General features: G+C 73.5%; 18 protein-coding genes. 8 read left to right on the forward strand and 10 right to left on the reverse strand.

Features of this window, described 5'->3' with window-relative positions; translation table 11 throughout:
* Positions 1-3: 3 nt before the first annotated feature.
* The 7 genes from BX266_RS25395 to BX266_RS25425 form a co-directional block, all read right to left on the reverse strand.
* Positions 4-615, reverse strand: coding sequence for a DUF6584 family protein (locus BX266_RS25395; RefSeq protein WP_099903428.1), 612 nt, complete (start codon positions 613-615; stop codon positions 4-6).
* A 73-nt stretch (positions 616-688) separates the two neighbouring features.
* Positions 689-1,009, reverse strand: a complete 321-nt coding sequence (locus BX266_RS25400) for a multidrug efflux SMR transporter (protein WP_099903430.1) — start codon at positions 1,007-1,009, stop codon at positions 689-691.
* The gene (locus BX266_RS25405; protein WP_099903432.1) at positions 1,009-1,668 is read right to left on the reverse strand and encodes an HAD family phosphatase; all 660 of its coding nucleotides are present in this window, start codon (positions 1,666-1,668) and stop codon (positions 1,009-1,011) included. The genes BX266_RS25400 and BX266_RS25405 overlap by 1 nt, the downstream gene beginning before the upstream one ends.
* Before the next feature lie 126 nt (positions 1,669-1,794).
* Positions 1,795-2,871 carry an ABC transporter ATP-binding protein gene (locus BX266_RS25410; protein WP_099903434.1) on the reverse strand — a complete coding sequence of 359 codons (1,077 nt, stop codon included), beginning with the start codon at positions 2,869-2,871 and terminating at the stop codon, positions 1,795-1,797.
* A 19-nt stretch (positions 2,872-2,890) separates the two neighbouring features.
* Positions 2,891-3,718, reverse strand: a complete 828-nt coding sequence (locus BX266_RS25415; RefSeq protein ID WP_180290605.1) for an ABC transporter permease — start codon at positions 3,716-3,718, stop codon at positions 2,891-2,893.
* Positions 3,706-4,665: an ABC transporter permease subunit gene (locus BX266_RS25420; protein WP_180290606.1), complete on the reverse strand. Its 960-nt coding sequence runs from the start codon at positions 4,663-4,665 to the stop codon at positions 3,706-3,708. The genes BX266_RS25415 and BX266_RS25420 overlap by 13 nt, the downstream gene beginning before the upstream one ends.
* Positions 4,666-4,673: 8 nt before the next feature.
* Positions 4,674-5,843 (reverse strand): ABC transporter substrate-binding protein, encoded by a 1,170-nt coding sequence (locus BX266_RS25425; protein ID WP_099903436.1) that lies wholly within the window; start codon positions 5,841-5,843, stop codon positions 4,674-4,676.
* A 289-nt stretch (positions 5,844-6,132) separates the two neighbouring features.
* Here BX266_RS25425 and BX266_RS25430 point away from each other — a divergent pair, with 289 nt between their 5' ends.
* Together BX266_RS25430 and BX266_RS25435 are read left to right on the forward strand one after the other, a co-directional pair.
* Complete coding sequence (locus tag BX266_RS25430; protein WP_099903438.1) at positions 6,133-6,900, forward strand: GntR family transcriptional regulator; 768 nt, start codon at positions 6,133-6,135, stop codon at positions 6,898-6,900.
* Between the two features lie 43 nt (positions 6,901-6,943).
* On the forward strand, positions 6,944-7,351 hold the full coding sequence (locus BX266_RS25435; RefSeq protein WP_099903440.1) for a Rid family hydrolase: 408 nt from the start codon (positions 6,944-6,946) through the stop codon (positions 7,349-7,351).
* Here BX266_RS25435 and BX266_RS25440 read toward each other — a convergent pair.
* A complete protein-coding gene (locus tag BX266_RS25440) occupies positions 7,348-7,551 on the reverse strand; it encodes a hypothetical protein (RefSeq protein ID WP_099903442.1) in 204 nt (67 codons plus the stop codon). The two genes, BX266_RS25435 and BX266_RS25440, sit on opposite strands and share 4 nt — an antisense overlap.
* 115 nt (positions 7,552-7,666) lie before the next feature.
* Here BX266_RS25440 and BX266_RS25445 point away from each other — a divergent pair, with 115 nt between their 5' ends.
* A complete protein-coding gene (locus BX266_RS25445) occupies positions 7,667-9,931 on the forward strand; it encodes a SpoIIE family protein phosphatase (protein WP_099903444.1) in 2,265 nt (754 codons plus the stop codon).
* Here the strand turns inward: BX266_RS25445 and BX266_RS25450 are convergent.
* Both BX266_RS25450 and BX266_RS25455 read right to left on the reverse strand, forming a co-directional pair.
* Positions 9,928-11,505, reverse strand: a complete 1,578-nt coding sequence (locus tag BX266_RS25450; RefSeq protein WP_099903446.1) for a TauD/TfdA family dioxygenase — start codon at positions 11,503-11,505, stop codon at positions 9,928-9,930. The genes BX266_RS25445 and BX266_RS25450 overlap by 4 nt on opposite strands.
* A gap of 140 nt (positions 11,506-11,645) precedes the next feature.
* Positions 11,646-12,722: an aminotransferase class V-fold PLP-dependent enzyme gene (locus tag BX266_RS25455; RefSeq protein ID WP_099903448.1), complete on the reverse strand. Its 1,077-nt coding sequence runs from the start codon at positions 12,720-12,722 to the stop codon at positions 11,646-11,648.
* A gap of 95 nt (positions 12,723-12,817) precedes the next feature.
* Here BX266_RS25455 and BX266_RS25460 point away from each other — a divergent pair, with 95 nt between their 5' ends.
* From BX266_RS25460 to glnII, 5 genes are all read left to right on the forward strand, one after another.
* Complete coding sequence (locus BX266_RS25460; protein ID WP_099903450.1) at positions 12,818-13,903, forward strand: amidohydrolase family protein; 1,086 nt, start codon at positions 12,818-12,820, stop codon at positions 13,901-13,903.
* A 2-nt stretch (positions 13,904-13,905) separates the two neighbouring features.
* Positions 13,906-14,475 carry a hypothetical protein gene (locus BX266_RS25465; protein ID WP_259464843.1) on the forward strand — a complete coding sequence of 190 codons (570 nt, stop codon included), beginning with the start codon at positions 13,906-13,908 and terminating at the stop codon, positions 14,473-14,475.
* Between the two features lie 35 nt (positions 14,476-14,510).
* A complete protein-coding gene (locus BX266_RS25470; protein WP_099903452.1) occupies positions 14,511-15,188 on the forward strand; it encodes a uracil-DNA glycosylase in 678 nt (225 codons plus the stop codon).
* Between the two features lie 249 nt (positions 15,189-15,437).
* The gene (locus tag BX266_RS25475; protein WP_099903454.1) at positions 15,438-16,367 is read left to right on the forward strand and encodes an SCO1860 family LAETG-anchored protein; all 930 of its coding nucleotides are present in this window, start codon (positions 15,438-15,440) and stop codon (positions 16,365-16,367) included.
* A gap of 187 nt (positions 16,368-16,554) precedes the next feature.
* On the forward strand, positions 16,555-17,577 hold the full coding sequence (glnII, locus tag BX266_RS25480) for a glutamine synthetase (RefSeq protein ID WP_099903456.1): 1,023 nt from the start codon (positions 16,555-16,557) through the stop codon (positions 17,575-17,577).
* Positions 17,578-17,681: the final 104 nt, after the last annotated feature.

The raw sequence follows: 17,681 nt of genomic DNA on the forward strand, positions 1-17,681 counted from the left end.
CGGTCAGCGGAAGGCGAGGGCGATCAGGGCCACGCCGACGGCGACGAACAGCCCCAGCCGGAAGGCGGCGACGCGCAGCGGAATCTCCGGCTCCCGGTGCTCGCTCGGGGTGAGCGGCGGTCGGTCCCGGGCCGGCCGCCGCGGCAGTGCGGCCATCCGGCGCACCGGTAGCGGGGAGGCCACCGTCGCTGCGTCGTCCGGGTGTTCGGGCCAGCTCGGCGACGCGCCGGTCGCCTCCCGGTACAGGCCGGCCAGGCGGCGCCGGGCCACCGCGGTCGGCGGCGGGTTGTGCGCCGGGTCCGGCCAGCGCAGCATCGCCAGCCGGCGTGCCGGATCGCGGAACCGCCACTCGAAGGCCATGAGCTCGTAGGCGGTCAGCGACTCGTCCAGGAAGTTCCACCGCCCGGCCTCCTCGAAGTGGCAGTGCCACCGCGACCGGAACGGCGGCTTCCGACTGTCGGGATCCGGGTAGGAGTAGGCCGCCGCCAGCGCGTGACGCACCGCCAGATCGGCCGGGAAGCTCGACAGCAGCCCGCGCAGCCGTCGCCGGGCCACCTCCACCCGGCCGTCCCGGAGATCGGCCGCGGTCTTCGCCAGCGTGGATTCGACGCTCATGGCCCCGGATCGTGGCCGCCCACCGGACGTCGCGTCAACCGCGTTTCGGCAGGTGGGGCGGAGGGGGCCGGGGTCAGTGCGAGGAGCGGAGGTTGAGCAGGACCACGCCGACGATCACCAGCGCGATGCCGCACCACTGGAGGCGGCCCAGGGACTCGTCGAAGAAGGTCGCGCCGATCGCGGCGACCGCCGCGGTGCCCGCGCCGGACCAGACGGCGTAGGCGACGGAGACCGGGATGTGCTTGAGGGCGCGGCCGAGCAGGGCGAAGGAGAGGACGTAGCCGGCGGCGACGGCGAGGCTCGGCCAGAGCCGGGAGAAGCCGTCGGTGAGCTTGAGCAGGCTGGTGGCGCAGACCTCGCTGGCTATCGCCAGGGCGAGCAGCAGGTACGGCATCAGGCGGCGGTGAGCGAGGAGAGGAAGCCGAGGTCGGCCTGCTCCAGACTGGCCAGCACGGTGATGCCGTCGGCGGCCGGGATCGGGACGGCGGACGGCACCGCGAGGACCGCGCAGCCCGCCGCGCGGGCCGAGGCGACGCCGGTCGGGGTGTCCTCGACGGCGACGCAGGCGGCCGGGGCGAGGCCGAGCCGGTCGGCCGCGGTCAGGTACGGGTCGGGCGCGGGCTTGGTGCGCGGGGTGTCCTCGGCGGCGAGCGTGGTGGTGAACCAGTGCCGGCCGAGCGAGTCCAGCACCAGGTCGACCACCCGGCGCGGGGACGCCGAGACCAGGGCGGTCGGGACGTGGGCGGCGTGCAGCGCGGTGAGCAGCGCCAGCGCGCCCGGGCGGGGGACGATCTCGGCGGCGACCTTGCCGGCGAAGCTCTCGTTCAGCCGCGACACCAGGTCCGCCTCCGGGCGTGCGGTGCGGCTGGTGCGGTGCAGGTGGGCGGCGGTGTGCTCGACGGCCTGACCGAGGACCTCCGGGAGGTCGGCGTCGGTCAGGGTGAGGTCGAGTTCGGCGGCGAGCTCGGCCGCGGCCTGCCACCACAGGTGCTCGGTGTCGACCAGGGTGCCGTCCATGTCGAACAGGACGGCGGAGGGGCGGGATGCAGGCATGGCGGTACCTTACGGTGGATTTCGGGCGCGGCCGGGGGTGCGACGGGGCGGGGCCGGACGGCCGCGGGCCGTCGCCCTCCGGGGCACGCAGGCGCCCGCGCCCCGGGCGGGGCGCGGGAGTTGACGTCAGCTCGGGTTCGTCGCGCGGTCGACGAGGACGGGGCGGGCGGGGAGGGTCAGGGTGGCGCGGGTGCCGACGGGGAGGGTGGCGGCGGCCTCGGTGGGGAGGTCGGACTTGATCTCGGTGCCGTCGGCGAGGCGGACGGTGAGCCGGGTGACGGCACCGAGGAAGGAGGCGGCGACCACCTGGGCGGGGCCGTCGTCGGAGGGGGCGAGTTCGACGTTCTCGGGCCGGACCAGCACGTGCAGGTCGCCGTCGGCGGGCAGCGCGCCGTCCACCGGGTGGCGGCGGCCGAGCACCTCGACCTCGCCGTCCCCGGCCCGGGTGCACCGGATGCGGCTCATGGTGCCGACGAACTCGGCGACGAACGCGGTGGCCGGGCGGGAGTACAGCTCCGAAGGGGCGGCGCACTGTTCGAGCCGCCCGGCGCGGAGCACGGCGACCCGGTCGGCCATCGAGAGGGCCTCCTCCTGGTCGTGGGTGACGAACAGGGTGGTGATGCCGAGTTCCTGCTGGAGGCGGCGGATCTCCTCGCGCAGCGACAGCCGGACCTTGGCGTCGAGCGCGGACAGCGGCTCGTCGAGCAGCAGCACCCGCGGCTGCAGGGCGAGCGCGCGGGCCAGCGCGATGCGCTGCTGCTGGCCGCCGGACATCTGGTGCGGGTAGTGGTCGGCGCGCTGCGGCAGGCCGACGAGTTCCAGCAACTCCTGGGCGCGCCTGCGGCGTTCGGCCTTGCCGGCGCCGCGCATCCGCAGGCCGAAGGCGACGTTGTCGGCGGCGGTGAGGTGCGGGAAGAGGCTGTACGACTGGAACACCATGCCGGCGTCGCGCTTGTGGGCGGGGATCCGGGTGATGTCCTCGCCGTCGACCAGGACCTCGCCGGAGTCGTGGGTCTCGAACCCGGCGAGGATGCGCAGCGCGGTGGTCTTGCCGCAGCCGGACGGGCCGAGCAGGGCGAGGAGTTCGCCCGGACGGACCGTCAGGTCGAGGCCGTCGAGGGCGGTGGTGGTGCCGAACTGCCGCCGCAGCGAGCGGAATTCGACGGTGGCGCTGGTGGCGGGGGCGACGGTGGCGGTGCTCATGGGTGGTCTCCGGGAAGGCTCAGGAGGTGGCGGCGGTCTTGTGGCGGCGCTCCCGGCCGGCGGCGGCCAGCAGGAGCAGCAGCACCCAGGTGATCAGCAGGCTGAGCACGGACACCGCGACGGACATCTGGCCCTGGCTGTTGCCCACGGAGTAGATCCACACGGCGAAGGGCTGGTAGCCGAGGATCGAGGCGGTGGTGAACTCGCCGAGGACCAGGGCCAGGGTGAGGAAGGCGGCGTTCAGCAGCGCGCCTCGCAGGTTCGGCAGGACCACCGAGACGACGGCCCGCGGCCAGCTCGCCCCGCAGTTGCGGGCGGCCTCGACCAGGGTGGGCACGTCCACGGCGCGCAGGCCGGAGTCCAGGGCGCGGTAGGCGAGCGGCAGCGCCATCAGCACGTAGGCGACGACCAGCACCAGCGGGAACTCGGGCTGCTGGACGAACACGAAGGTCTGGAAGAACGGCGTGTCCATCAGGTAGTCGGGGCCCCAGCGGAGCACGCCGATCAGGCCGGCGGTCAGCGCGACCGGCGGCACCACCAGCGGGAGGGTGCAGACCACTTCGAGCACCGGGCGCAGCCGCGGCGAGCCGATCCGGACCGCGATCATCGCGGGCACCAGCAGGAGCAGCAGCACCACCACGGTGACGGCGGCGAGTTCCAGGGTGAGCACCAGGCTGTCGGTGAAGCCCTCGGCGGACAGCAGGCCGGTGTACGCCTCGAAGGAGATGCCGTCCCGGTCGTCGATCGAGAACCACACCGAGGCGGCCATCGGGACCAGGAAGTACAGGCCGGCCAGCAGCAGTACGGCCCCGCGCCAGACCCGCAGACGGGAGATCAGCTGAGCCATCGGGCACTCCGGCGCTGGAGGGGCAGGTAGACGGCCATCACGAGGACGGCGACGATGATCATGTCCAGGCTGAGCGCCAGCGCCAGGTTGCCCTGGCCGACCAGCACGTTGCCGGACAGCGCGTCGGCGATCTGACGACTGATCAGCGGGACGGTCGCGCCGACCATCGCGGCGGCGGTGGCGTACGCGGCGAACGCCGAGCCGAACAGCAGCACGAAGCCGCCGAGCAGCGAGGGGAACAGGATCGGCAGCGCGATGTGCCGCCAGTACTGCAGCGTGGTGGCCCGGTTGTTCTGGGCGGCCTCGCGCCACTGGACCCGCAGGCCCTCCAGCGCGGGCGTGATGGTGAGCACCATCAGCGGCACCAGGAAGTACAGGTAGGTGACGGCCAGGCCGGTGAAGCTGTACAGCGACCAGCCGTGGTCGGTGAGGTGGAACATCCGGGTCACCTCGCCTGCGTTGCCGAGGGTGGCGACGAAGGCGAACGCCAGCGGCAGTCCGCCGAAGTTGGCGAGCACGCCGGAGGCGGTCAGCACCGCCTCGCGCAGCATCCGGAACCGGGAGGTCAGGACGGCCTGGGCGATCGGCACGCCGAGCACGGTGCCGATCAGCGCGGTGAGCGCGGACAGCTTGATGCTCGACAGCAGCGCCGTCCAGTACGCGCCCTGCACCGAGTCGGTGAGGTTGGCGGTGGTGAACGCGCCGGCGCCGGTCTCCGCGTCGCTGGAGACGGTGAACGCCCCGGTGACGATGGCGACGGCCGGCAGGCCGAAGCCGATCAGGAAGAACGCCAGCAGCGGCACGGTGGCCAGCCAGGAACCGCCGCGCAGCAGGCGGCGCCCGACGGGCGGCGGGGCGGGGGAGGAGGTGACGGGGCCGGGAGCCCCCGGGCCGCCGCTGGTCTCAGCGGCGGCCGGGGTCGGCACCGGGGTGGGAGCCGTGGTCATGTCGGTGATCAGCCCGCGATCGCCTTGGCCCAGTTATCGGTCACGACCTTCTTGGCCGCGTCGATCTGCTCCGAGGTCGGGAAGGTGGTGAAGGGCTTCTCGACGACCGGCAGCTTGGCCGCGGCGGTGGCGTCCAGGGTGCCGTCCTTCTTCATGGCGTCGAACAGCGCCGGGGTGGCGTAGCCGCCCAGGAAGCCGTTCTGGCCCTCGGCCGAGTACAGGTACTCCATCCACAGGCGGGCGGCCGCCGGGTGCGGGGCGTCCTTGTTGACGGCCTGGTTGTAGAACTGGGCGTAGGAGCCGTCGGCGGGGACGGCCACCTTCCAGTCGATGCCCTTGCCCTTGAACTCGTCGGTGTAGCCGGCGTTCAGGTACGACCAGTCGATCGAGATCGGGGTCTCGCCCTTCTCGATGGTCGCCGGGGTGGACTCGACCGGGTTGAAGTTGCCGGACTGCTTCAGCTTGGCGAAGAAGTCGATGCCGGGCTGGATGGTGTCCAGCGAACCGCCGTTGGCCAGGGCGGCCGCGTACACGCCGCCGAACGCCGAGCCGGACTTGGTCGGGTTGCCGTTCAGCGCGACCTGGCCCTTGTACTCGGGCTTGAGCAGGTCGGCGAAGGTCTTCGGGCAGTCGGCGACCTTCTTGGCGTCGCAGCCGATCGAGATGTAGCCGCCGTAGTCGTTGACCCGCAGGCCGGCCGGGTCCTTCATGGTGTCGGGGATCTTGTCGAAGTTCGCGACCTTGTAGGGGGCGAGGATGCCCTCCTTGGCGGCGGACAGCGCGAAGGCCGAGCCCAGGTCGACGGTGTCGGGGGCGCGGTCCTGGCCCTTGCGGGACTTGATCGCGTTGATCTCGTCCTGGCTGGAGCCGTCCGGGTTCTCGTCCTCGATCTCGATGCCGTACTTCGCCTTGAAGTCGTCCATCAGCTTGCCGTAGTTGGCCCAGTCACGGGGGAGGGTGATGACGTGCAGCTTGCCCTCCTTCTTCGCGGCGGCGACCAGGCCGTCCATGCCGCCGAAGTCGGCCAGCGAGGTCGCGGTCCTCGCGTCCTTGGCACCGCCCTTGGCGGCGTCGCCGGACTTGGTGGTCGAGCCGGCGGAGCCGCAGGCGGAGAGGGAGAGCGCGGCAGCGGTCAGCACGGCCGCGAAGGCGGCGGCGCGGTGGCGGTGCACGGTCACGGGAGGGTCTCCTGAAGGAAGTGGAGCTGCAGAGATCACGGGAGGTGTTCGATGCCCGGCGCGGTCCTGTCCTGACCAAGTTGGCCAGCCAACTTCCGGCGCCGTGAGCAAGTACGCCCGAGCCCGGTGACGGGAAAGTGAACGGACGGCCCAGTACGGGGGTCGGCTGCGGGAACGGTCGCGCCCCGGTCGGGCCGGGGTGGGGGCAGCGGCTACAGTCAATGGTGTACGCGCGATCACGCCGCGGACACATCCCAATCTCCCTACCAGCCAAGGGACATCGACGCACGTGGCACTCGATCAGGACCGCGCCGCCGGCTCGCTCTACCGCAAGGTGGCCGCCGACCTGCGCGAGGCGATCACCTCCGGATCGTTCGGCGACGCCGGGCGCCTGCCGGCCGAGGGCGCCCTCGCCGAGCAGTACGGCGTCTCCCGCGGCACCGTCCGGCAGGCCCTCGCCATGCTGCGCGCCGACGGACTCGTCACCTCCCGCCGCGGCACCCGCCGGGTGGTGCTCGGCAGCGCCCGCGTCCAGTCCTTCTCCGAACTGCTCTCCTTCACCCACTGGGCCCGCTCGATGGGCGAGGAGCCCGGCGGCCGGCTGGAATCGCTGATCCGGCGCCCCGCCGACGCCGCCGAACGCGAGCAACTGCGCCTGGAGCCCGGCACCGAGGTGTACGTGACGCTCCGGCTGCGCACCCTCTCCGGCACCCCCGTGATGGTCGAGCGCACCGTCTACCCGCCCCGGGTCGGCGAGTTGGTCGCCCAGCTGCCGCCCGACGTGGTCTCGCACACCGAACCGCTGCGCGAGCACGGCATCCTGTTCACCGACGCCGACCACACCATCGACGTGGTCGCCGCCAACGCCGACGACGCCCGGCTGCTCACCTGCCGCCGCGGCAGCCCGCTGCTGCGCGAGAAGCGCCGCACCACCGACCCCACCGGCACCCCCGTCGAGTGGTCCCAGGACCGCTACCTGCCCGGCACCGTCGCCTTCTCCATCCACAACTCCCTGGCCTCGTCGGCCCTCTCGCGGCACGCCCGGGACGACGACTGAAAACCGGATGCCGCCGCCGCCCGCCGGCGGACACAATCGCCGGATGACCGACATCGCACGCCTCGACCCGGCCGGCCTGCACCCCACCTCCGGGTACGCGCACATCACGGTGGTGGAGGCCGGGCGCACCGCGCACCTGGCCGGCCAGTGCCCGCTGGACAGCACCGGGACCCTGGTCGGCGCGGGAGACCTGGACGCCCAGATCGACCAGGTGGTGGCCAACTCGATGCTGGCGCTGGCGGCGATCGGCGTCGGCCCCGAACGGGTGGTCCGCTCGGTGGTCTACGTGGTCAGCGACCGGAGCGCCGTCCTCGCCGCCGCCTGGCACCGCCTGGCCGCCTCCCCGCTGGCCCCGGCTCTCACCACCGCCTCCACCCTGCTGGGCGTCACCGCCCTCGGCTACACCGGCCAACTCGTCGAGATCGACCTGACCGCCGCCCTGCCGGGCTAACTGCGCGTCAGCACGGTCTCGGTCCAGCGCCGCAGCTGCGCCAGCAGCGTGCTCAGGCGGCGGACGCCGCCCGGGAAGGCGGGCAGCAGCAGGACGGCGGGCAGGCAGGCCGCCGTCACCATCACCACCGGCAGCAGGGCCAGCGCCACGATGACCGGGCGCTGGCAGGCGGCCAGTTGGCGGACGACTCCGATGAACATCAATGCCTCTTTCGCTGCGGGCCGTTGAAGGTTTCTCCTACTCTTCGACGCAGGCCGCGGGTTGCACCAGGCGCAACGGATTGCCAATGCCCGGCAACGGCCGGGAGGGGAGCCCGTGACACTCGAACCGCAGGGCGGGGAGCCGGAGGTGACCGCCTTCGTCGCCTTCCTCGACCAGCTGTTCCACGCCCTGGGCATCTCGCTGACCCGGTACGCCGTCCGCTGCAACCGCGACAAGGGCAGCGTCTCCCGCTACCTGAGCGGCGCGCGGATCGCCCCGAAGGACTTCGTCGACGAACTGCTGCGCCAGGTCGCCGAAACCACCGGTCGGGCGGTCTCCCCGGACGTCCAGCAGCACGCCCACCGGCTGCGGATGGCGGCGTTGCGGGTGCGCAACGCCTCCCGGCACGAGGTGGAGGAACTGCGCGACCGGCTCGGCGCGGCCGAACGCGAACTCCAGCTCGCCGGCGTCCGGGAACGCGCCCTGCTGCGCTCCCTGGAAGCCACCGAGGCGCAGGCCGCACACGCCGAACAGCGCTACCGGCAGCTGGAGACCGACCGGGCCACCGCCCACTACGAGGCCGGTCCCGGCGAGCTGGAGCGCCGGCCGGAGGGCCCGGACACCGAATTCGCCCGGGAGGAACTGCGCGCCCTGAAAACCGAGTTGGACCTGCTGCGGGCCGAACTCGCGCGGGCCCGGACGCTCCGTCACGAAGCCGAGGAGCGGTGCCTGCGGCTGGAGGCCCGGCTGCTCGCTGCCGAAGCCGCCCTCGCTGCCCAACGCGCCCGCCACGAGCGGGAGTTCAGCTACCGGGCGGAGCTGGAGTCGCCCGGCGCGGTGCTCACCCGGGAGTTCGGGTTCCGGGTCGGCACGACCCCGGACCCGGAGACCACCGCCGCGGAGCTGTGCGAGGTGTTCGTCCCCGGCTGGGCGGACGGCGCGGCCGTCGACGTGCGGGCCGGGTTCGTCGACGACGACCGGCCGCCCGACGGCTGGGGCCCGGCCACGGTGGTTCTGCAACGGCTGGGCGTGACCGGCGGATTCGGCGGGCCGGCCGCGGGCGGCCCGGTGGCGCTGCCCCGGACCCTGGTGGAGCGGGTCCTGCGGGAGGGCGTGCCGGTGCTCGCGCCGCCGGTGGAAGGGGGCGCCCCGGTGCTCGCGCTGCCGCTGGCCGTCCGGGGCGAGGTCTTCGGGGTGCTCCAACTGGCCTGCGGGAGCGCCCGGTCGGCCTACGGGAGGTCCGAGATCGAGCTGCTGGCGGGACTGGCCGAGCGCGGCGCGCTGCTGCTCGACAGCGCCCGGATGCACCGGGAGGAGCCGCGGCTGGCGAGGGCGCTCCAGCGGTCGATGATCCCGATCGGCCTGCCGCGTACCCGCGGTGTCCGGCTGGCCCACCGGTTCCGGCCGGGCGAGCACCGGGCCGGATCCGGCGGCGACTGGTTCGACGCCGTCCCGCTGCGCGGCAACCGGGTGGCGCTGGTGGTCGGCGACGTGATGGGACACGGCCTGCCCGCGGCCCAGGCGATGAGCCGGCTCCGGGCCGGGGTGCATGCGTTCGCCCTGCTGGACGTGCCCCCGGGCCAGCTGCTGCGGCATCTGGACAACCTGGTCCACCGGCTCGGCCCGGAGCTGCTCGCCACCTGCCTGTACGCGGTCTACGACCCGGTCGCCCGCACCTGCGAGCTCGCCTCGGCCGGCCATCTGCCGCCCGTCCTGCTGCACCGTGGCGGCGGCTCCGAACAGGTGGACCTCCCCACGAACGCCCCGATCGGCGTCGGCGGAGTGCCGTTCTCCACCCGCACCATCGAGGTGCCGGACGGCTCCACGCTGGTGCTGTGCACCGAGAACCGGGTCGAACTGGCCGCTCAGTGCGCGCGGTTGACCGGATCGGGGTGGACCCCGGAGCAGATCTGCGCGTTCGTCTTCGAGGCGCCGGGCACGGGGGACCGGCGGGACGACCTCGCGGTGCTGGTCGCCCGTTTCGACGGCCTGCCGCGGGCGCGGGAGGCGTCCCACACCTTCGCGCCGCGAGCCGGCGAAGTACCGCGGGTCCGGCACCTGGTGCGGTCGCAACTCTGTTCCTGGGGGCTCGAGTTCGTGGCCGACACCGCAGAGCTGCTGATCGGGGAGCTGATCACGGACGCGGTGGAGGTGGCGCACGCCCCGGTCGAGGTGCGGCTGGTGTGGACCGGCCGCCTGCTGGTGGAGATCGTCGACGACCACCGCGAACTGCCGGTCCTGGAGCACGTCGAACCGCTCGGGGAGGAGGGCTCCGGCCGGGGCCTGGTCCTGGTCAGCAGGCTCGCCGACCGCTGGGGCGCCGAGCACCGGCCGGGCCGCCGGGTGGTGTGGTTCGAACTCGGCTCCGGCGGCGACTAGCGCATCAACTCCAGCAGCAGCGGCCGGAACTCGGCGAACGAAGGGGTCGGGGCGGCCGGGTCCTTGGCGGCCTCGTCCCAGCGGCGGACGGTGACCGCGTCCGCGCCGAACGGGAGGGCGGCGAAGGCGGCGGCCTGCTCCGGGGTGAGCGGGCCGCCCTGGAGCGCGAGGGTGTGCACGGAGGCGGGGGAGAGGCGGTCGACGTAGTCGGGTTCCGCGGTGCACAGGTAGCGCTTGGCCTCGACGTGCAGGCGGACGGGCTCGGTGACGGCGGCCGGGAAGTACCGGGAGAGCCAGGCGGCGGCGGTCTCGCCGTGGCGGTTGTCGGCGCCCGCCATCAACTCCAGCCCGCTGCCGTGGAAGTGGCCGACGTCGTGGAGCAGCGCGGCGGCCACCAGTGCGGGCGGGGCGCCGGCGGCGCGGGCCAGCGCGCCGGCCTGCAGCATGTGCTCGGCCATGGTGACGGCCTCGCCGAGGTACTCGGCGGCGCCCTCGCCCTCGAACAGCGCCTCCAGCTCGTCCAGGGCGGCGGTGTTGCGGCGCAGCACCGAGAGGGTGGAGGAGAGCGAGTCGAGGTCGGCGTAGCAGCCCTGCAGGTGACGGCGGCCGGCCTGCTCGAAGGCGGTGCGGGCGTGCAGCAGGCGGGTGTTGTCGAAGATCAGGCAGTCGCCGGGGCCGAGCCGGAACTCCAGCTGCAGCTCGGGGCGCAGGGTGATCGCGGCGAAGGCGCGGTACGCGGCGTAGAAGGCGTCCAGCTCGGCCCCGACCGGGCCGCGCAGGGTGGAGACGGAGCGGTTGTTGAAGCGGACCTCGCGGATCGCGCCGCGCGGGTCGAGCCCGATCAGCGGCTTCTCGGCGGTCAGGTCGGCGGAGCGGTCCCGGTAGCGGAACGGCACCGGGGTGCGGGTGAGCAGGTCGAAGGCAGCCGGGTCCTGGTCGCGCAGCAGCGCGGCGGCGCGGAAGCCGTCGACCAGGCCGGAGTCGCCGCCGACGGCCTCGTTGGCCAGGCAGTGCAGCAGTTGCAGGGTGGGGACGGGGTCGCGGTACGGGTTGTCGGTGTGCGGGGCGATCGCGACGTCGGTGAACGCCAGGTTGGTCGCCCCGGCCTCCACCCGGACGTCGAACAGCTCGCCGTAGTTGGTCTCCCGGACGTACCCGAAACTCCGTGCCACGGCGAGCACTTCGCCCTCCGCCACCGGGACGCCGCGGAGCACCACGAACCCGGAGCGGCGGACGGCGGCCAGCACCGCGATCTGCTCCTCGGGGTCGGCCAGGTACGCGGCCCAGTCGGCCTCGGGCAGCCCGCGCGCCCAGTCGGCGGCCTGCCACAGGTGCTTGGCGTGCTCGGTGCGGTGGTCGCCGTCCTCCTCCGCACCGTCCCGGCCGGCCGGGTAGTGCGAGCGGTGCCCGTCGGACCAGAGCACGGTCAGACCGGTGGCGTCCTCGGTGGCCTCGGTGGCGGCCAGGTCGTCCGGCAGGTCGTTGATCTGGAACCGCTTCTGCCCGCTGCGCGGGTCGCGGCACTCGGTGCACGGGCAGTTGTCGCGCAGCCAGTACGGGTTGGGCACGGACACGGCGCAGCCTCCAGTTGTACAGCCAACTTTTCAGGGGCTGCTCAGCCAAGTGCCCGTTCGCGTCCACCGGTCGCCTGAGCGGTGAACGCCGGGCCACCGTCGGCTGAACGATGTCCCCGCGGCGCGCCGTCCCGTGCCGGTCAGACCGCCCGCTCCCAGGCGGCGGTGGCCGCCGACACCGCCGGGGCGGCCGGGGCTCCGGTGGCCTGGGCCAGTGCCTCCAGGACGGCGATCACCGTCTCGGGGTTCGCCGCCGGGCCGTAGTGGTTGACCCGGAGCATGGTGGCGGAGAGCGGGCCGCCGCCGGCCTGGACCGGCAACTGCGGGGCGCGCCGCCGGACTTCGGCGGCCAGCTCGGCGGCGTCCACCGTGGTGCGCAGCGTGGTGGCGACCGGGGCGGCGTGCTCGGCGGCCGGCACGTACGGGGCCAGCGCGGGGAGGGCGAGGGCGCCCGCGCGGGTGGCGGCGGCCGCGGCCCGGTGCCGGGCGATCACCGCGTCCAGCGTCTCGGCGGCGATCGCGTCCAGGCAGGCGTCCAGCGCGAGCATCTCCAACTGGGCCGGGGCGTGCGGAAGTTGGGTGCGGCCGGCGTCCGTCCAGCGCTCCTTCCAGTCCAGCAGGGAGAGGTAGGAGCGGCGCGGCGCGGCCGGGTTGGCGGCGATCCGCTGCCAGGCCCGCTCGCTCACCGACACCGCGGAGACGCCCGCCGGCCCGCCCATCGCCTTCTGGCCGCCGATCACGCACAGGTCGACGCCCCAGGCGTCGGTGAGCAGCGGCTCGGCGGCCACCGAGGCCACCGCGTCCAGCATCAGCAGCGCGCCGTGCGCCCGCACCACCGCCGCGATCTCCGCGACCGGGTTGGTGTTGCCGGTGGCGGCCTCGGCGTGCACCAGCGACACGAAGTCGATCTCCGGGTACGCCTGCAGCGCCTCGGCGACCCGCGTCGCGGGGACCGCGGTGTCGTACGGCACCGCCAGGTCGACCACCTTGGCGCCGGCGTCCCGCAGCCAGCCGCCGAAGGTCTGCCCGTACGGGCCGGTGACGATGTTCAGCGCGGTGGAGCCGGGGTGCGCGACGCCCTTGATCGCCGCTTCCAGCGGCAGCAGCGCCTCGCCCTGGGTGACGATCACGTCGGCGTCGGTGCGCAGCAGCGCCGCCACCTTGTCCTCGATCGCGGCGAACCGGTCGGCCGTCAGCGGCGGGAGGTCGAGCAGCATGCGGGAAGGGCCTTTCGTGAGCGGAGGGACGCCGCCGTCCAGTCTGCCCCAGAACCGTCGGTGCACCCCGCACCACCGCAGGTACAGTGCCTGCCATGACAGACCGCGGGGTGCTGCACATCAGGGGCCGGGTGCTGGTCGGCCCCGAGGACGTCCGGGATGAACTCTGGGCGGTGGACGGGCGGGTGACCTTCGAGCGCCCCGCCGCCGAACCGTCCGCGACCCTCACGGGCTGGGCGATGCCGGGCCTGGTGGACGCGCACTGCCACGTCGGACTGGACGCGCACGGCGCGGTCGACCGGGCCACCAGCGAGAAGCAGGCGCTCACCGACCGGGACGCCGGCACCCTGCTGATCCGCGACGCCGGCTCGGCCGCCGACACCCGCTGGATCGACGACCGCGACGACCTCCCGAAGATCATCCGGGCCGGCCGGCACATCGCCCGCACCCGCCGCTACATCCGCAACTACGCGCACGAGATCGAGCCCGGCGACCTCGCCGCGTACGCCGCCGCGGAGGCCCGGCGCGGCGACGGCTGGGTCAAGCTGGTCGGCGACTGGATCGACCGCGAGGCCGGCGACCTCACCGCCTGCTGGCCCGGCGACGCGCTCGCCGAGGCGATCGCCGCCGCACACGCCGAGGGCGCCCGGGTCACCGCGCACTGCTTCGCCACCGAGTCGCTGCCGGACCTGCTGGCCGCCGGCATCGACTGCGTCGAGCACGCCACCGGCCTCACCGAGGAGTTGATCCCCGCCTTCGTCGAGCGCGGCGTGGCGATCGTCCCCACCCTGGTCAACATCGCCACCTTCCCCGCCCTGGCGGACGGCGGCGAGGCCAAGTTCCCGAGCTGGTCGGCGCACATGCGCCGGCTGCACGCCCGCCGCTACGACACGGTGGCGGCGGCGCACGACGCGGGCATCCCGATCTACGTCGGCACCGACGCGGGCGGCTCGCTCGCCCACGGCCTGGTCGCCGAGGAGGCGATGGAGCTCACCCGGGCCGGACTCACCCCGCTGCAGGCGCTGTCCGCCGCCGCCTGGGCCGCCCGCGAGTGGCTCGGCCGCCCCGGGCTGACCGAGGGCGCCCCCGCCGACCTGGTGGTCTACGCCGCCGACCCGCGCGCCGACCTGCGGGTGCTGGCCGCGCCGACCCACGTCGTGCTCGCCGGACGGGTGGTGTGACGGTGATCCTCGATCCGCAGCAGCGCGCCGAGTTCTGGGCCTCGCTGCCCGAGGGCATCCGGCAGCAGGTCGACGGCTACGTGCTGCAGGACGGCGCGCTGTCCGCGGTCAGGGTGCTGATCGACGTCGGCTTCGTGCGATTCGGGATCGGCGTGGCCTCCGCCCACCTGCTCGTCGGGGACCGCTACCGGGAACTCGGCGACCGGGTCGCCCGCACCCCCGACGGCCCCGTCGACCCCGAGTCGCTGGCCTGGCGCGCCGCCGGGATCGACGACCGGATCCTCGCCGTCGAGGCGGTCTGGGACGGCGACACCGTGCACGACTGGTTCGTCGCCCTGGTCGCGATCGGCGAGGGGAAGGAGCACCACCTCGCCACCCTGTACCGGGGCACCGCCGAGCGCTACCTCGGCTCCGACGACCGGGTCGACGGCCGCCCGCACACCGCGGTCGCCGCCGACCGGATCGGGCGTGCCCTCGCCGAACGGCTCGGCGTGCCCTTCCACTTCGCCAGCCCCGACGAGCCCGACGACGAGGCCCCGCGCTGGGTCCGCCCGACCCCCGGGACCTCGTGAACTCCGGCTGTCGGTGCGGCCGATAGGCTTCCGTCATGGCTGCTCGACCCCTGCACGAAATCGTCGAACCCGGCTGGGCCCAGGCCCTCGCGCCGGTCGCCGGACAGGTCGCCGCGATGGGCGACTTCCTGCGCACCGAACTCGCCGCCGGCCGCACCTACCTGCCGCCCGGCCCGCAGGTGCTGCGGGCGTTCCAGCAGCCGTTCGCGGACGTCAAGGTGCTGATCGTCGGCCAGGACCCGTACCCGACGCCGGGCCACGCCGTCGGCCTGAGCTTCTCGGTCGCCCCGGAGGTCCGGCCGATACCGGCCAGCCTGGTCAACATCTACCAGGAGTACAGCCAGGACCTGGGCTTCCCGCCGCCCGCCAACGGCGACCTCACCCCGTGGGCGGGGCAGGGGGTGCTGCTGCTCAACCGGGCGCTCACCACCCAGACCCGCAAGACCAACGGCCACCGCGGCAAGGGCTGGGAGGCGGTCACCGAACAGGCCATCAAGGCCCTCGCCGCCCGCGGCGGCCCGCTGGTCGCCATCCTGTGGGGCCGCGACGCCCGCGAACTGCGCCCCTGGCTCGGCCAGGTCCCCAGCATCGAGTCCCCGCACCCGAGCCCGTACTCCGCCGCGGGCGGCTTCTTCGGCTCCCGGCCGTTCAGCCGCGCCAACGACCTGCTGGTCCGGCAGGGCGGCAGCCCCGTCGACTGGCGCCTGCCGTAGCCTCCGGGCCGGGCGGACAGCCATTGGCGCGATTCCGACAGCTCGGACCCCGGAACGGTCAGCAGCGAGCGTCAACATCACTCCAACGAGTGAAATGACGCTCTGTGTTGCTGAAGTGACGCAGTGTTCGAGAAGACTGGCGGAAGTCGAGAGCGCGAGTCCCCTCCCCGTGCGAGGCGCCGCTGTGCGGTGGGCCGGGTGAGGTCGCGGGTGCGCTCTGCCAATCACCATCGTGTGGGGGTTTCTGTCATGGCTGCTCTGCCTGTGCGTACTCTGCGTGCCGTCGCCGCGTCGGCGCTGGCCGCGTCCGCGTTGACGGTCGGGCTGCCGCTGCCGGCGGCGGTCGCGGCCGACGGCGGCGGGAGGCCGGGGAAGGCGCGCGCGGTGACGGCCGAACTGGCGTTGAACGTCACGCTGTTGAACAAGGTGAACGTGCCGGTCGACGTGGCGCTGAACCGGGTGGAGTCGCCGGCCCGGCGGGACGGGGCGATGCTCACGGCCACCGTGGACGGGGTGGACGACGGGCGGCCGGTGACGCTGCTGAAGGCGGAGCTCGGCAAGTCGGTGACCACGGTGGACGACCGGCAGGCGTCGGCCTCGGTGAAGCTGGTGGACGCCGACCTGCACGCGCCGGGCCTGCCGCTGACCACGCTGATCGGGCTGGAGGCGATGAGCGCGGAGGTGACCTGCCCGGTGGACGGTCCGCCGACCGCGAACGTGACCGCGCCGGCCCGGCTGACCGTGCTCGGCAAGTCGGTGGCGGTGGGGCTCAACTCGCCCACCCACGTGGAGGTTCCGGCGATCGGCTCGGTGGACCTCGAGTTCGCCAGGAAGACCGTCACCTCCAGCACGGCGGCGGCCTCCGCACTGGAGGTGACGGTGAAGGTGAACCCACTGAACCTGAACGTGGCGAAGGTGGACGGCAAGGTGACGGTGGCCTCGGTGTCCTGCGAGAAGCCGGTGCCGGCGCAGGCCCCGTCCTCCTCGGCGGCGTCCCCGTCGACCTCCGCGGTGGCGCAGAACCGGTCGGCGCCGAAGGCCGCGGAGGAGGAGCTGGCGTACACCGGATCCTCCGGGACGACGGTGCTCGCGGCGGGCGGCGGCACGCTGTTGGTGGCGGGCGGCGCGGCGGTGTGGATGACGCGCCGCCGGCGGGCCGCACACGCCCGGCACCGCTGACCGGACGCCCGTTCCGGCCCTTCCGTCCCGGCGGTGTGTTCGCATCCCGAGACGTGCACTCTCGAACAGTGAGCGTGCCGCTGCGGACCGTTGGTTCACATGGGCGTTACATAGGAGGAACAACCGGGAAACGGCGGCTTGCGACGCTACGCGGGCACCCACCACCCAAGCAGTGAGGTTCACCGCAATGGCAATCAAGGCCGAGTACATCTGGATCGACGGCACCAAGCCGACCGCGAAGCTCCGTTCCAAGACTCGGGTGCTGCCGAACGCGGACAAGATCCCCACCTGGGGCTTCGACGGCTCGTCGACCAACCAGGCCGAGGGCCACGCCTCGGACCGGGTGCTCGAGCCGGTGAAGGTCGTCAAGGACCCGATCCGCGGCGGTGACAACATCCTGGTGCTGTGCGAGGTGCTGGAGATCGACGGCACCCCGCACGAGACCAACACCCGTGCCGCGCTGCGCGAGGTCGCCGAGAAGTACGCCGCTCAGGAGTCGATCTTCGGCATTGAGCAGGAGTACACCTTCTTCAAGGGCTCCCGCCCGCTCGGCTTCCCCGAGGGCGGCTACCCGGCCCCGCAGGGCGGCTACTACTGCGGCGTGGGTGCCGAGGAGGTCTTCGGCCGCGAGATCGTCGAGCTGCACCTGGACCGCTGCATCGACGCCGGCCTGGCGATCTGCGGCATCAACGCCGAGGTCATGCCCGGCCAGTGGGAGTTCCAGATCGGCCCGGTCGACGCGCTGACCGTCTCGGACGACCTGTGGATCGCCCGCTACCTGCTCTACCGCACCGCCGAGGAGTTCGGCATCGACGCCACCCTGGACGCCAAGCCGGCGCGGGGCGACTGGAACGGCGCGGGCGCGCACACCAACTTCTCCACCAAGGCGATGCGCGAGGGCTACGACGCCATCATCACCGCCTGCGAGTCGCTCGGCGCCTCCCAGGAGAAGGTCATGGAGCACGTCAACCAGTACGGTGACGACATCCAGTCCCGCCTGACCGGCAAGCACGAGACCGCCCCGTGGAACGTCTACTCCTACGGCGTGTCCAACCGCGGCGCCTCGGTCCGCATCCCGTGGCAGGTCGAGGTGGAGCAGAAGGGCTACATCGAGGACCGTCGCCCGAACGCGAACGTCGACCCGTACGTGGTGACCCGCCTGCTGGTCAACACCTGCTGCGAGGCCCTGGAGAAGGCCGGCCAGGTCTGATCCGCCGAAGCCGAGCGCAGCGCCCGCCGAGCCCCCGGAAGGGGGATCCGGCGGGCGCTGCCGCTTTTTCGGAGGTTTCCGCCAGGTCACGCCGGTGTGTCGTA

Source organism: Streptomyces sp. TLI_171 (assembly GCF_003610255.1).
In the GTDB taxonomy this organism is placed as follows: Bacteria; Actinomycetota; Actinomycetes; order Streptomycetales; family Streptomycetaceae; genus Kitasatospora.

What these genes read in the sequence shown, in the direction of transcription:
- BX266_RS25460 (WP_099903450.1), top strand. Translation starts at nt 12,818, where the DNA reads ATGACAGACCGCGGGGTGCTGCACATCAGGGGCCGGGTGCTGGTCGGC.
- BX266_RS25475 (WP_099903454.1), top strand. Translation starts at nt 15,438, where the DNA reads ATGGCTGCTCTGCCTGTGCGTACTCTGCGTGCCGTCGCCGCGTCGGCG.
- BX266_RS25435 (WP_099903440.1), top strand. Translation starts at nt 6,944, where the DNA reads ATGACCGACATCGCACGCCTCGACCCGGCCGGCCTGCACCCCACCTCC.
- glnII (WP_099903456.1), top strand. Translation starts at nt 16,555, where the DNA reads ATGGCAATCAAGGCCGAGTACATCTGGATCGACGGCACCAAGCCGACC.
- BX266_RS25400 (WP_099903430.1), bottom strand. Translation starts at nt 1,009, where the DNA reads ATGCCGTACCTGCTGCTCGCCCTGGCGATAGCCAGCGAGGTCTGCGCC.
- BX266_RS25420 (WP_180290606.1), bottom strand. Translation starts at nt 4,665, where the DNA reads ATGACCACGGCTCCCACCCCGGTGCCGACCCCGGCCGCCGCTGAGACC.
- BX266_RS25405 (WP_099903432.1), bottom strand. Translation starts at nt 1,668, where the DNA reads ATGCCTGCATCCCGCCCCTCCGCCGTCCTGTTCGACATGGACGGCACC.
- BX266_RS25410 (WP_099903434.1), bottom strand. Translation starts at nt 2,871, where the DNA reads ATGAGCACCGCCACCGTCGCCCCCGCCACCAGCGCCACCGTCGAATTC.
- BX266_RS25470 (WP_099903452.1), top strand. Translation starts at nt 14,511, where the DNA reads ATGGCTGCTCGACCCCTGCACGAAATCGTCGAACCCGGCTGGGCCCAG.
- BX266_RS25455 (WP_099903448.1), bottom strand. Translation starts at nt 12,722, where the DNA reads ATGCTGCTCGACCTCCCGCCGCTGACGGCCGACCGGTTCGCCGCGATC.
- BX266_RS25415 (WP_180290605.1), bottom strand. Translation starts at nt 3,718, where the DNA reads ATGGCTCAGCTGATCTCCCGTCTGCGGGTCTGGCGCGGGGCCGTACTG.
- BX266_RS25395 (WP_099903428.1), bottom strand. Translation starts at nt 615, where the DNA reads ATGAGCGTCGAATCCACGCTGGCGAAGACCGCGGCCGATCTCCGGGAC.
- BX266_RS25440 (WP_099903442.1), bottom strand. Translation starts at nt 7,551, where the DNA reads ATGTTCATCGGAGTCGTCCGCCAACTGGCCGCCTGCCAGCGCCCGGTC.